This is a genomic window from Actinomycetospora sp. NBC_00405 (assembly GCF_036044095.1).
Lineage (GTDB): Bacteria > Actinomycetota > Actinomycetes > Mycobacteriales > Pseudonocardiaceae > Actinomycetospora > Actinomycetospora callitridis.
Genome location: NZ_CP107938.1, coordinates 5,253,456 through 5,266,755, shown reverse-complemented (window position 1 = coordinate 5,266,755; position 13,300 = coordinate 5,253,456). Strand labels below are relative to the sequence as shown.

11 protein-coding genes are annotated in these 13,300 nt (G+C 63.5%); 3 read left to right on the top strand and 8 right to left on the bottom strand.

What is annotated here, in order from left to right; genetic code table 11:
- Positions 1-74: 74 nt before the first annotated feature.
- Both hepT and OG774_RS25980 read right to left on the bottom strand, forming a co-directional pair.
- Positions 75-494: a type VII toxin-antitoxin system HepT family RNase toxin gene (gene hepT, locus OG774_RS25985; protein ID WP_328305221.1), complete on the bottom strand. Its 420-nt coding sequence runs from the start codon at positions 492-494 to the stop codon at positions 75-77.
- Positions 484-870 carry a nucleotidyltransferase domain-containing protein gene (locus OG774_RS25980; protein WP_328305220.1) on the bottom strand — a complete coding sequence of 129 codons (387 nt, stop codon included), beginning with the start codon at positions 868-870 and terminating at the stop codon, positions 484-486. Before OG774_RS25980 ends, hepT begins: the two co-directional genes overlap by 11 nt.
- Positions 871-1,023: 153 nt before the next feature.
- On the opposite strand from OG774_RS25980, the gene OG774_RS25975 reads away from it, so the two are divergent.
- Complete coding sequence (locus OG774_RS25975; protein WP_328305219.1) at positions 1,024-1,920, top strand: SGNH/GDSL hydrolase family protein; 897 nt, start codon at positions 1,024-1,026, stop codon at positions 1,918-1,920.
- A gap of 528 nt (positions 1,921-2,448) precedes the next feature.
- On the opposite strand, the gene OG774_RS25970 is transcribed toward OG774_RS25975, so the two are convergent.
- Complete coding sequence (locus OG774_RS25970) at positions 2,449-3,057, bottom strand: dTDP-4-dehydrorhamnose 3,5-epimerase family protein (RefSeq protein ID WP_328305218.1); 609 nt, start codon at positions 3,055-3,057, stop codon at positions 2,449-2,451.
- A gap of 161 nt (positions 3,058-3,218) precedes the next feature.
- Here OG774_RS25970 and rfbB point away from each other — a divergent pair, with 161 nt between their 5' ends.
- Both rfbB and rfbA read left to right on the top strand, forming a co-directional pair.
- Positions 3,219-4,232: a dTDP-glucose 4,6-dehydratase gene (rfbB, locus tag OG774_RS25965; RefSeq protein ID WP_328305217.1), complete on the top strand. Its 1,014-nt coding sequence runs from the start codon at positions 3,219-3,221 to the stop codon at positions 4,230-4,232.
- Positions 4,229-5,128: a glucose-1-phosphate thymidylyltransferase RfbA gene (gene rfbA, locus OG774_RS25960; protein WP_328305216.1), complete on the top strand. Its 900-nt coding sequence runs from the start codon at positions 4,229-4,231 to the stop codon at positions 5,126-5,128. Before rfbB ends, rfbA begins: the two co-directional genes overlap by 4 nt.
- Before the next feature lie 1,312 nt (positions 5,129-6,440).
- Here rfbA and OG774_RS25955 read toward each other — a convergent pair.
- From OG774_RS25955 to OG774_RS25935, 5 genes are all read right to left on the bottom strand, one after another.
- Entirely contained in the window at positions 6,441-7,358 is a 918-nt protein-coding gene (locus tag OG774_RS25955) for a glycosyltransferase family 2 protein (protein WP_328305215.1), read from the bottom strand.
- Positions 7,355-8,164 carry an O-antigen ligase family protein gene (locus OG774_RS25950; RefSeq protein ID WP_328305214.1) on the bottom strand — a complete coding sequence of 270 codons (810 nt, stop codon included), beginning with the start codon at positions 8,162-8,164 and terminating at the stop codon, positions 7,355-7,357. Before OG774_RS25950 ends, OG774_RS25955 begins: the two co-directional genes overlap by 4 nt.
- Positions 8,165-8,889: 725 nt before the next feature.
- Positions 8,890-9,414 carry a glycosyltransferase family 4 protein gene (locus tag OG774_RS25945; protein WP_328305213.1) on the bottom strand — a complete coding sequence of 175 codons (525 nt, stop codon included), beginning with the start codon at positions 9,412-9,414 and terminating at the stop codon, positions 8,890-8,892.
- A 482-nt stretch (positions 9,415-9,896) separates the two neighbouring features.
- On the bottom strand, positions 9,897-11,345 hold the full coding sequence (locus tag OG774_RS25940) for a polysaccharide biosynthesis tyrosine autokinase (RefSeq protein WP_328305212.1): 1,449 nt from the start codon (positions 11,343-11,345) through the stop codon (positions 9,897-9,899).
- A 1,040-nt stretch (positions 11,346-12,385) separates the two neighbouring features.
- On the bottom strand, positions 12,386-13,294 hold the full coding sequence (locus tag OG774_RS25935; RefSeq protein WP_328305211.1) for a WecB/TagA/CpsF family glycosyltransferase: 909 nt from the start codon (positions 13,292-13,294) through the stop codon (positions 12,386-12,388).
- Between the last annotated feature and the right edge of the window lie 6 nt (positions 13,295-13,300).

The window sequence follows — 13,300 nt, the reverse complement described above, 5'->3', positions numbered from 1 at the left end:
CCGACAGCGAGGAGTCAGCAGCGCCCTCGCCGGGCGACGCGAGACCTTGGACGAGGTCATCATCCGGATGCGGGTCAGGTCGGCGTCGGCATCCAGTCGATGACGGCGGAGACGAACCGGTCGAGGTCCGAGAGGTCCTCGAGGCGGCGCACCACGATGGTGTCGTCGACGGTCACGTACTCGTGCACGAGGACGTTGTGGAAGCCGACGGCCCGGGCGAGCTGCTCGCTCAGCGCATCGGTCAGGACCCCGTGCCGGGCCAGCTGCCGCAACGCGTCGGCGTTGTCCGCCGGCGGGCCCCACCCCTCCGATGAGCACAGGTGCTGCGCCACGTCCACGCACGCCTCGATCGCCGTGACGAAGGTGTACTTGATACCCGGCAGCCACATCGGGTCACGTCGTCGGGCGGTCTCCGCCGACGCCTCTGCGCGCAGGCGCGACACGTCGTCGCGCACCGCACGCAGCAGGCGCAGGACGCGGACCTCATCGACCACGGCGGACGCTCTCGGCGAACTCGCGGTGGCTGCGCTCGATGCGGGGCCGCTCGTCCGCGTAGATCTTGCGGGTCGTCGCCACCCACCGCACGCGTGCGGGCGGATCGTCGTCGAAGAGCAGGAGCCCGTGCTGGGCGACCCGGCCCCGCAGCTCGAGCGGCGCGGAGTCGAGCACCAGCAGGTCCACGCCGGGTGGGAGCAGGACGTCGAAGGACGCCGGGGCGTCCACGCCCCACCAGGCGGCGACGTCGACGTCGGAGTCCACACGCGCCGTCCCCCGCGCGCGGCTGCCGTGCAGCAGGGCGAAGCGCGCCCCGGCGTCCCGGAGGAGCCGCACGATCTCGTCGCGCTCCGCGAGCGGAAGGTCGGACGTCACGGTGGCGAGTGTGGCACGAGCGGACCGCCGTGACCTGCGGCTCTCCAAAGCTCCGGCGTGACCGGCGCCGAGGCGCGTCGTTGTGCGGAGGCGGCCCTCCGGCGGCGCGACCCGCGCCGCGCCGACGGGGGTCGGGCCCTAGGAGGACGCACCGTGGCACCGATCGGACTCCTGCGGCGCGGGCTCGTGACGGTGATCGCCGCGGTCGGGTTGGCTGCTCTGGGCGTGCCGGCCGCACTCGGCGAGGACGAGGGCCACGTCGGGACAGGCGCCGTCGAGTACGTCAACATGGGCGACAGCTACAGCGCGGCCAGCGGTGTCCTGCCGCCCGCGCCCGGCGCGCCGCCCCAGTGCCTGCAGTCGGCCCGCAACTGGGGCCACGTGCTCGCCGACCGGTGGGGGTACGACCTCACCGACGTCTCCTGCGGCGCCGCCGAGACCCGCCACTTCACCGAGGCGCAGTACCCCGGCGTCCCCCCGCAGGTCGAGGCCCTCTCCGACGAGACCGACGTCGTCACGATGACCATCGGCGGCAACGACAGCGGCGTGTTCATCGGCACCATCCAGGCCTGCGCGACCGCTGCCGCGGCCACCGCCGGGACTGGCAACCCCTGCGAGGAGCAGAACGGGGACCGGTTCACCGACACCATCGAGAACGTCACGTACCCCGACCTGATCGACGCGCTCGAGACCGTGAAGGCCGCCGCCCCGAACGCCCGTGTCGCGATCGCCGGCTACCTGCAGATCCTCCCCGCCGAGCGGGGTTGCTACCCGGTCATGCCGGTGGCCTCCGGCGACGTTCCGTACATCAACGACATCCAGGCCACCCTCAACGACGCCGTCCGCCACGCCGCCGAGGCCACCGACGTCACCTACGTCGACGTCACCGAGTCCTCCCGGGGACCAGACGTGTGCCGGCCGATCGGCACCCGCTGGGTCGAGCCCGCTGTCGGCGGCACCAACCCGGTCGTCGTCCACCCCAACGCCCTCGGCGCGCAGGCCATGGCCGAGCGGGTCGCCGCCGAGCTCGGCGGAGCGTCCCGCGGCTGACGCTCGCCCCGCGCCTCTCAGATCGTCGGGACTTCCGGGGCGGGGTGTGGGGACCTCGTCTACCTCGCGGAGACCGCGAGGGCGCGCCCTCGCCGGACCCGGTTCCCTCGTAGTCGCGCTCTCCAGGGTCCTCGGGACCGGACCTCGTCGACCTCGCCCCGCCAGCGCGCTGTTGCGGTGCCGCGCCCCCGCGACCTGTGCTGTTGCTCGAAGCACGTCCGGAGGCGTTTCAGGAGTTCTGCCTCGAGGCCGTGCGACGCCGGTGCGGTCATCCGCGCCGCCCAGGCCGACGTCCTGGCCTTCCTCGGATGAGGCGTGCCGTCGACGGCGAGCTCCCTGCCGGACGCATTGCGACCGTCCTCGCGCACCTCGACCGGGTCGCCGCACATTTCCCGGCCGACCCGGCGGACCTGTGGCCGAAATCCTCCCCGACGACACCGTCGTCCTGCATCTCTGGCAGGCGATCCAGGTCGTGATCGACCTGGCCGCTGCGCCTCTAGGTCACGACCGCCCTGCTGACCTGCCGAATCAGCCTGCGAGCTCGGCAGCCCTCGCCTGGCATGCCTTAACAGTCGGCAACGCACCGGCTTCGCAGGCTTCTGTCAGGGATGGGGCCTCGCGGTCCTTGTCTGACAGGACGAGGTCCGCAACGTCGATGTACTGCTCCCATGGGAGCTTGAGGTCCGGGTCCAGCGGGTTCACGCCGTGCTCGGCGCCCGGGTTGTACGGCGTCGAGCAAAGGTAGCTGGCGACGGTGTGGTCCTCGAGGGCCAGGAAGGCGTGCCCGAGCCCCTCGGACAAGTAGGTGGCCGCCATCGTCTTTGGGTCCAGCCGGACGGCGTCCCATAGCCCGAACGTCTCAGACCCCACTCGGGTGTCGACGACAACGTCGAGCAATGCGCCCGAGACGCATTGGACGTACTTGGCCTGGCCGGGTGGAACGTCGGCGTAGTGGAAGCCACGTAGGACCCCGCGCCGCGACACGCTTGTGTTGGCCTGAGCCAGGGTCAGCGGGTGCCCAACGGCCTGCCGAAACGGCACCTCCTGGAAGGGAGCGGCGAAGGCCCCACGGGAGTCGGGGAACGACTGCGGTGTGAAGACCCATGCGCCGGGCACGGCCAGCTCTCGCGCCTGCATGGGAGGCAGCGTAGAGAGGCCCCTAGGGCGCCTATCCGTCGGCCTAGAGACCCCTCGACCCGCTGGCTCTGCCGAGTCGCTAAATAACTCTCCGTCCACGCGCTGTCACTATCTGTGCTGAGGCACCATCGTTGAGCGACATCGAGAGCAGTGGGGGGACGATGACTTCGCTTCTTGTGACGGGTGCGGCCGGTTTCATCGGGTCGAATCTCGTGCGCTATTGGCTTCAGGAGCACCCGCGGGATCGGGTGGTGGCGCTGGACGCGCTGACCTACGCCGGGGTGCGCGAGAACGTCGAGGGTCTCGACGGTGTGGAGTTCGTGCACGGCACGATCGCGAACACCGAGCTCGTGGAGCACCTGCTGCGGGCGTACGGGGTGGACGTGGTGGTCAACCTCGCCGCGGAGTCGCACAACAGCCTGGCGATCCTGCGCCCCGGCGACTTTTTCGCCACCAACGTGATGGGCACCCAGGGTCTGCTCGAGGCGGTCCGCCGGGTCGGGGTGGGCCGGTTCCACCACATCTCCACCTGCGAGGTCTACGGCGACCTGCCCCTCGACGTCGACGAGTCGTTCACCGAGGAGTCGCCGTACCGGCCGCGGACGCCCTACAACGCGGCGAAGGCGGGCGGCGACCACGTGGTGCGGGCCTACGGGCTCACCTACGACGTGCCGATCAGCATCACCAACTGCGCCAACAACTACGGCCCCTTCCAGTTCCCGGAGAAGGTCATCCCGCTGTTCACCACGCGGGCGCTGGCCGGGGAGCCGCTGCCGCTGTACGCGTCGACGAAGAACCGCCGGGAGTGGCTGCACGTCGACGACCACGCCGCGGCGATCGACGCGGTGGTCCACCACGGCCGGGTGGGCGAGACCTACAACGTCGGCTCCGGGCACGAGGTCGACGTCGAGGGGATCGCCGACGCGGTGCTCGGCACGCTCGGGCTCGGGTCGGACCTCAAGACGATCGTGCCCGACCGTCCCAGCCACGACCGCCGCTACCTGCTCGACTCCTTCAAGCTGCGCTCGGAGCTGGGGTGGGCCCCGCGGATCGGGTGGGACGAGGGCATCGCGGCGACCGTCGACTGGTATCGGACCCACGAGGACTGGTGGCGCCCGCTGCTCGGCCGGGCACCGGTCATCGAGGGTGCCGGCGCGGACTGGGGCCGCTCGTGAAGGGGATCGTGCTCGCGGGCGGCTCCGGCTCGCGGCTGCACCCGGTGACCCGGGCGGTGTCCAAGCAGCTGCTTCCGGTCTACGACAAGCCGATGATCTACTACCCGATCTCGGTGCTGATGCTGGCCGGGGTCCGCGACATCCTCGTGATCTCGACCCCGGTGGACCTGCCGGCGTTCCGGCGGCTGCTCGGCGATGGCAGCGAACTCGGGGTGCGGTTCTCCTACGCGGAGCAGGCCGCGCCCAACGGACTGGCCGAGGCGTTCCTCATCGGCGCCGACCACGTCGGCGACGACACCGCCGCCCTGGTGCTCGGGGACAACATCTTCCACGGCCAGCAGTTCTCCGCGCTGCTCGCGGAGCAGCGCGCGGTCGTCGAGCTCGAGAAGGGCTGCGTACTGTTCGGCTACCCGGTGCGCGACCCCAGCCGCTACGGCGTCGGGGAGGCCGACGAGACCGGCCGACTGCTCTCGATCGAGGAGAAGCCCGCGGCGCCGCGGTCCAATCGGGCCATCACCGGGCTGTACTTCTACGACAACGACGTCCTCGACATCGCGCGCACCCTGACCCCGTCGGCGCGCGGCGAACTCGAGATCACCGACGTCAACCGCGCCTACCTCGAACGCGGTGACGCCCGACTCATCGACCTCGGCCGCGGGTTCGCCTGGCTCGACACCGGCACCCACGAGTCGCTGATCGAGGCGAGCCAGTACGTGCAGGTCCTCGAGCACCGCCAGGGCGTGCGCTTCGCCTGCCTTGAGGAGATAGCGCTGATCAGGCACTGGATCACCCCGGAACAGGCCCTCGCCCTCGGCGAACGCCAGGCCAGCTCGGGCTACGGCGACTATGTCGTCGGCGTCGCCCATACCGCCAGAAGATTTACGCCTACACAATAGGGACCGGGACGTCCACGGTGCTGACCGCTCATCGACCGGTTGCCCGCAATTCTCCTACGCCGCTTACGCATGCGCAGGAGAACTGCGCCGTAGACGCAGGAGAAAGACGCCTAGCATGACAGCCGTCGCCCACTCCCCCACAGCGACACCGATGGCCCCGCCCGTAGCACCGTAAGCCGAAGACAACGCCACGATACACGGAACGCCTAGCACGACGCCAACCACTGTCGAGGCTAAGAACTGACGATGACGGGATCGTGGCAATAGCACATGACGGCCAAGCGACGTACCAACCGAGATCGCAAAGAAAGCAAGTCCAAGCGCGATTGAGGTCATATAATTGATCGCATACCCAGGTCCGAAGAGCAGCGACGTGGCCGGAGGACCCACAGCACTGAAGAGCACGAGCCCGAACAGGCCGATTAGCGAATGAACCGCCAATGATAGCCTTGTCCGCTTTCCCGAAAAGGGAACTTCGAGATCCAACGCAACCCAAGACTGTAAAGCATTGGCGACACTAGAGACACCATAGAGCGCCAGTCGGAATGCACGGTCTCCAGCTGCATATATCGCCACCTGCGTGAGAGAAGCCCCGACGCTGACCAGTGCGACCGCCCCCGCGGCATAACTACCAGCGGCTATCTCTGAGAAGGCTGGCGACAGAAGACTCCGCAACCGAGCGATCACCGGCATCGTCGGTTTGACAGCGACCGCTCGAGCGAAGGTGAATACAGCGTGGCAGGCGGTACCAAGCAGCGAGAACGCCAGGAACAATATCGGATAGACTATGAGACTCGACCCAGCGAGCAGGGCCCAGGCACCAAGAGCAGCCGCCGCCACTCGCGGCAAGGCATCGCAAAGAAAGAGAGTAGTCGGGCTAGCAATCCCAATCGCGTACCAAGCTGGGGTTAAACCACTTGACGCAATACCGATGGCCATAAAGACCGCCTCCCACCTGAACTCCTCGGGGGCCAGATGGGATACAACTCCTAGGATTGGCAACGCACATGCAAGAAGGGCAAACCCTCGCGTCGCTAGGGACTGCCTGAGAAGAACCGCATGCTGGAGCGGATCTCGAATGAGCTCCACTGGACCGCGAAGATTCCATCCAAGTGTAACGACCATCATGCAGAATGCGCCGACTGACTGCCCAATTGCGATGCTGGACCAGCCCCCAACCGGGGTCGTGCGCGCAATTATGGGGAGCAGGAGAAGGGGAGTAACAAGACCTGCGAAAGGAATCGCTGAAAAGGAGACGAGCCTTCGAAAGAGGTCATGCTTGATCACCGCTGTAACCAAGAACGCACCTCTTTCAAGCTGACCTCGCACGAACCGATGCACGGACCGATGCAAGTCCTGCCAAGGTGCCGCGAAACGAGGCGAGCAGCTTCGAGTTTGAGCCGGTTCCTCGCTCCCGACGTACCGGGCGAAGCAAGCCCCTCAAGGTCTCCACAATTGCCAAAGGATGACACAATCGAGCACTTCCGAAGGTGTCTCGGACGACATATACTCGGTTTCGTGCGTTGTAGTAATAGAATAGCTCGCTCATGCCGGCTTCCGAGGACGAAGCACCGACCTTGTGCCGCAATACACAAGTAGAAGCTAGCCCGAGCCGCAAGCCTTCTTTCAACGCGCGGAGTGAGAGGTCAACGTCCTCCCAATACATGAACAGGTCCTCACGGAAGCCGCCTAATCGTAGCCAGGTTGCGCCCATACACATGACGCCCGCGCCGGTGAGGAACCCTGTCGGTGCCGACGACCACCCAGGTGGCTCGTATACCTCTCGGATCTTGTGGTGTTCCACGCGTCCGGCTTTGGTATTAATCGACCCCCCGGCGAACCAGATGGTAGGAGGATGATCATCGTGCACGATGATGGGCGACAGGAGATCAAAGGCCCCCTTCTGTAGCAGCTCAACACATGGCAGGACCGAACTTCCTTCTTCTACCGTGGTGTCCGGATTAAGGATCCATATTACATCACTTTCGTTAGGGTTGATATATCTCACACCACGATTGACTGCCGCGCCGAATCCAACGTTCTCCGCCATTTCCACAATCGAGACATTCGACCTGGACCGAAGCGCCTGGAGTCGGGCCACCTCTACTCCGTCTTCGGAATTGTCAACGATCACAACTTCATAAACGCATTCGCGTGGCAGAGAATCAATGCACTTCTGCGCAAGATCGGCCGATCGATAGTTCACGATTACAACCTTCAATACACTCATTCTAGTTCTGCTTTCCTTCGCTCTAGGACTAGAGTCGGACTGTCGCTGAATCCGGTGTGGCTCATCAGGTGAGACTTTTCCACCACCCTTGTGCCCGCGACAAAGTATGTCAAGGCTAGGAGAACCCAGACGAAACCGAGCCGGAAGCCGTTATTCGCCTGAAAGTCGATAAGGAGGATGATAGAGCAGTAGAGCAAGACAGGACTACGCCTCCTGCATCCCCAAGCCGCGGTCAACCAACCAACAACTAAAGACCCAGTGATCCCGATACCTATGAGTCCTAAGTCCCAGAAGGACGTGGCAAAGAGGTTGGAGGACCCACGCCCAGCGTTGAGCTCCCCCCCGCCCGCGTATCGATCCCGATTCCCCTCGAGCGCCGTCTCGTACCCGAGGCTTCCGGCCCCATGCCCCAGGATGGGTCGATCAAAGCCTCGATCTTGAATAAGTTGCAAGACGCCGAGCCGCGAGTTGAGCGCACCTTGGTCTGCAGAACTGTCGTTCAAGAAGGTCAGTGGGTTGAGGCGCTCCACAAGCGAGGGCTCGACTGCAAACAAAAGCAACGTTCCTAGCGCACCGAGCCCGACGACGGCCATCAGGACCCTTCGAAGGCGCTTCGAGTCCCGCAGCCCGAGTGAGAGCGCCGCCGCTACAAGCACAGCTATCCATACAGCCCGGACCCCGGTAACCACAACCACAGTCGAAAAGAGAAGAACCTGCCACGACAGGATCTTCTCCCGAGCGTGTGAACCCGTCGCCAGTACTAGACCGATAGCTGCCGCAAGGCCCGCCCAGTCCGGCTCCGCCATCAATCCTTCGGGCCTGCTCCACGGTAGGCCGGCCACCTCTTGCAGTCCCCAGCCCGATCCAGCGAGTCCGAGGACGAACTGCAGTAGGGCTACAGCCGAGGTTAGGAGCGCCCCCCAACGCAAAGCTGTAAGAAGGTCCGCGACCAGTACAACTCGCTGCTGCAACAACAGAACGATAGCGAAGAAGAGCGCTAGCAAGTACGATTGGCCGACTGCGAGCGAAATGGTGTCACTAGGGCTAATTGTCCATAGAAGACTGGTCGCTACCGCTGCCGTTGACAGAGTGAGTAACGACGGAAGGGCGCCGATGACCCTCTCAGGGCCGCGTCGCCTGCCATAGTCGGCGGCGACAACGAGGAACAGCGACAGACTCAGGATCTGGTACAGGCGGAGGGCAGAACCCCCGATAGCCAGGGGTGATTGATCTAGAAAGGTCAGCCCGACTACCAACATCGCATAGTAACGCGAACTTCGCGCGCTCCGCCTCACTGTTGCGGCAACTAGCGCCAGTAGGATTGCCGCAACGTAGCCAAGGATCAGGATTGGATGCTGCGTTGCGAAATAGGTCAAACAAATTGTTACGGTACTGACGAGAGCCCACACCGCAATCGGTCCAAGGCGGGCCGGGGGCGGGCTATGCGTCCAACTCGGCGTAGCCCTAGCTTTCTCGACCCGTCTCGGCGCTAACGACGCACCCGGCTCGGATTCATCAGCGATTGAACCCATTATATGAGATCCGTCATTCCCAGGCTTCGATACAGTTCTCTTAGCTGTAAGGTAACTCTGTCTTGAGAGTACTTCTCAGCATTTCTCTTTGCGTCTTTGAGGTCCAAATCTAGCTCGAGAACGGTCTCAAGGGAAGAGACCATCGAATCAATGCTTAAGGGGTCAAAGAATGAGGCATGCCCACCGCTGACTTCGCGAAAAACTGGTAGATCGGAGCAAAGGACGGGAGTACCGGCAGCTTGCGCCTCGAGGATTGGGAGCCCGAAGCCCTCGTAGAGCGAAGGCATTACGAGCGCCGCGGCTCCAGAGATGAGGCGCCAAACTTCTGAATCACTAGGTGCCTCGATGAACTCCGCACCGGTCGGAAGTTCGCCCCAGCCTCGTCGCCCCACAATGAGGAGGTCGACCTCTGCCCGAACATTTGACTTCTGGTACGCCTCAAATAGCCGACCCAGGTTCTTGCGAGGTTCGATGGTGCCGAGAGCCACCACGTATGGCTTCGGCCGCTGGACGGGGTTCGCCACGAGACTTTGCATTGGCCGATGAATCGGGCTGACCACATGCACGGTGCGTAGCTGGAAGAACTCGCGTAGTTCTTCGGCGACCGAATGCGACACGGTTGCGACCACGCCGCGTTCTATTGCGCGCTCGGCGAGAGCTCGGTAGTAATAGCGCCCTCCGCGGCTGGCAGTTTCTGAAAATTTCCACCACGTAAGGTCATGGATCGTCGTGATCGTAGTTGGAGTCGTTCGTGCAGGAGGAAACGACAGATAATGATGAAGCTGATGTCGGCGACTGGCCTTCGGCACCGTGACGAGATCAGATAAGAGTTGTCCCGCGGTGCTGCCAGGATCAGCGACTCGAACGATAGCCCGCGGTGAACTGAGGAGGAGCGACGAGATGCCCCGAGCGTATCGCTCCCACCCAGTGATACGACTCTTGGCCGCCGAGCGGCCGTCGACGAAAAGCGTAGGGGGCAACGTCTCACTCCAATAGCGGTCCAGTGTTAGGCGTTCCGCGGACCAGGGCTCGGTCGACGGGCATCGGCGAGACTCCGAGCCGACCGCGGAGCTAGGGAGTCATCTAGAGTGGCGGCATTGGCCGTGTCATGATAGCTGCTTTGATATCTTCCATGCTTCTTCAGTTCAGCTGTACCGACGAGTGTTCGGACGGTACCTAGTATATTGGCCGAGACATTCTGCAGGGCTTTCACCGCAGAATCTATCTGGCTAGTCGTCGTCTTACCCGCACGCGAAACGACAAGAACTCCATCTACTGAGGGAGATAAGGCAACGGCGTCCGTGACCGGTAGGACTGGTGGGGTATCAATGACGATGAGATCGTAGTTGCGGTGCAAACCTGCTATTAGGGAAGACATCTGCCCCGAACCGAGGATCTCGCTTGGATTCGGCGGTGTAGGTCCTGACGTAATAGCTCGCAGACGACTTGACCAAACCTGCGTGGCCTGCTCCGCCGGTACTCTCCCCGCGAGCACGCTTGTGAGCCCCACCTTCTCCTCGAGCCCGAGAACCGAGGCTACAGATGGACGCCTCAGATCACCATCGATTAGGAGCACTCGATTTCCAGAAAGGGAAGAAGCGATAGCCAGATTTATGGCTGTAGTCGTCTTGCCTTCCCCCTCGACCGCGCTCGTAACGCATATAGTCTTGGGCGGTCTGTCTAAGTTGACGTACTGTAGATTCGTGCGTAATTGGCGGAGGCTCTCGCTCCAACTCGGCGGGGCTTGATCGTCTAATAGCAGCGATCGCCGCGAGGCGTTGCTGACGAAAGGAATCTCGCCAAGATTCGGCACGCCCGCAACGTTCGACAGTTGCTCTGCGTCCCTAACGGTCCGATCTAGAGAATCCACGAGCAGCGCCGTCCCAATACCGACCGCAAGCCCCACGAAGACGCCGATCCCGATGATGGCTGCAACTGGTAGCGAAATTGGGTCACTCGGAACCGTCGCTGGCTGAACAACACGGACCGCGACCGGCTGAATTCTGCCAGGTTGCGCTGGCCGTTCAATCTCGTTCACCAGGTCTATAAATACTGCGGAGACGGTCTCGGCGAGGCGCGCCGCATCCGGTGCCGTCGGTGCGGTTGCCTCGACATCGATGAGCACGGAACCTGGCGCGTTCGTTGCGGTTACGCGATCTCGAAGGTCCTCAGGGCTTGCTGTAAGTTGCAGTCGCTCTAGAGTCGCAGCGAGCACGCGGTCCGAGGTGAGAAGGTCGATGTACGATGTGACCCGCTGCTCCGTAACCAGACTCCCCTGATACACAGCATCTGCGGAATCGCCAACCTGCGCTGCTACGTAGAGACGCGCTGTTGATTCGTACGCGAGCGGCCTCAGAAGTGCAATCGCACTAGATGCAAGAATGCCGATGATGAGGGCGAGCACGACTAAGGTGTAGCGTCGGCGAATAGCTTCGGCCGCCTTCTGTATTGTCATTTCGCTCCTACCCGGCAATGCCTAGAGAGCGCTCCGGGCAGTCCTGGCCTGTAGTCATTTCTTGCCGTCGTGGCGTAACGGCGCCACACGTGTTGCAGGTCGGCCTGAAGGTTATGCCGTCTCCCTCCGGAATTTGTAGGAGCACCCCTTCCATATTGATAAACACGCTCCTGCCATGGGTGAGCATCCAGTATGCTTTGCATAGGCGAGGTTGTGGTGATAACTGGGACCCCATGCGGTCGTGGCTCAGCGTGGTCTTTCCCGGAGCGCGGGTCGCAAGGCGCTCGGGAGGTCTTGGGGTTGACTTCCGAGCGCGGACATTGCAGATCCCACGTGAGAGAAGGCGCTGAGCAATCATAGGTCGAAGCGATTGGTCGCTTGCTGCTTCGCCGTGCGGCGTCCGTTGGCGTCGCTGGGAAGCACAATCCTGAATTGCGGAGAGACCATCTCATAGTGGAGCCCTTTCTCCAGCTTCCCCCTATAAGTGCCCGCGTCGTGCAACCGGAGTATGCGCTTGCTCGCCGAGGAGAATTCGATGCTCTAACGCCCCGACGCTCCCAGCCAAGCAGCAGCTCAGGTTCACGCGGCCCAGCCGACCCAACTGCGTCCCGCACCCTATCGAGATCAACTGCCGCTCGGGCCGGAGGTGAACCGTCAGCAAGCCGGTCGTTGCGGCAGAGCGGCGCCTCGTCGATCACCGCACACCGCCGCAACGCCGAACCCATCGGCGAGCGCAAGATGCTCATATACCCCCCCGAGTGTTCGCGTGAACGCTATCGCGGCGCGCCCACGCCACCTCGGGGGCTCCCCCGTGATGCTTGCTCCGATCTGATGATCTCTGTTGCGGACGACAGGGTTCTCTGCTGTGTTGCGGCGCGCTCTCTAACTTGCACAGGAACCCTACCTGCTTGTACGGCAGGTCTTGCGAGGCCGCCACCCTGTACACCTGACGATTCCGGAAGCGACTCCAACGCTTCCACGCCGCACTGATCATGGGGATCGGACAACCTGTGGATTACTGTCGAGGCGTGCTCCACATCTCAGCGGGTGGCGAGGTCGCAGCAACACCCGCGACCGGTATGGGCGGGCGTGTGCTGGAGGACTCTAAAGCTCCAGAGTGCGTAGGTCGTAATCACGACGGTCGCGGTGCAGAGGAAGCGGAGATCACGCAACAGGTAGCGACGCCATAGGCGACGGAAGTCTGTCAACAGGCGGAAGACCGCCTCTGTTCCCGTGCGTTGAAACAACTTCGGTGCACGCGCTTGAGCTCCCGAGAGAAAGTCAATGGTCGCTCCAGCACCCACCATCACAGCGCCGGGGAGCTCGCGGCGGTGCATGTCGATCCACAACTCTTGCTTGGGGGCACCCAGACAAACAACCACGATGTGGGGAGCGAACGCCTTCAGCCGACGTATCAGGCGAGCGTCCTCCTCGTCACCGAGACCGAAACCCATCTGGGGACTGTCCGTGAGAACATTGCCCAGGTTGGGGTGCGCGAGCTTGAGTCGGCGGGCTGCCTCTTCTCCACGGCCCGGAGCACCTCCGATCAATGCAACTCGGAGATCTGAAGCGGCTGCTTCCGCAATCAAGGCGGACGTCAAGTCGACACCTGTGACCCGCGGAGCGTTGCTCGCTCCCGTCCACCGTGAGAGAAGCGCCAGCGGAGCTCCATCAATGGTGACTACGTCCGCTCGGCTGTAGGCATCGCGAAGGTCCTCGTCTCGTCTCATCAACATCATGTGATCGACGTTGCACGTGAAGACACTGACTGCGACGCTCGAGTTGCGTGCCTCCTGGATCAATTCGTCTGCGGCGGATTGAACTGACGAGTACAAGCGTAGGTTCACACCGAGCAGGTGGTGTTGGTGCCCCGTCTCGACCATCTCGATATGGGGGACGGCACGAGGCGATGGGACCGTGTCCAGGGCAGCAGTGTCCGCGACGGCCATGGGTCG

What these genes read in the sequence shown, in the direction of transcription:
- OG774_RS25970 (WP_328305218.1), bottom strand. Translation starts at nt 3,057, where the DNA reads ATGCAGGCGCGAGAGCTGGCCGTGCCCGGCGCATGGGTCTTCACACCG.
- rfbB (WP_328305217.1), top strand. Translation starts at nt 3,219, where the DNA reads ATGACTTCGCTTCTTGTGACGGGTGCGGCCGGTTTCATCGGGTCGAAT.
- OG774_RS25955 (WP_328305215.1), bottom strand. Translation starts at nt 7,358, where the DNA reads ATGAGTGTATTGAAGGTTGTAATCGTGAACTATCGATCGGCCGATCTT.
- OG774_RS25950 (WP_328305214.1), bottom strand. Translation starts at nt 8,164, where the DNA reads ATGGCGGAGCCGGACTGGGCGGGCCTTGCGGCAGCTATCGGTCTAGTA.
- OG774_RS25940 (WP_328305212.1), bottom strand. Translation starts at nt 11,345, where the DNA reads ATGACAATACAGAAGGCGGCCGAAGCTATTCGCCGACGCTACACCTTA.
- OG774_RS25935 (WP_328305211.1), bottom strand. Translation starts at nt 13,294, where the DNA reads ATGGCCGTCGCGGACACTGCTGCCCTGGACACGGTCCCATCGCCTCGT.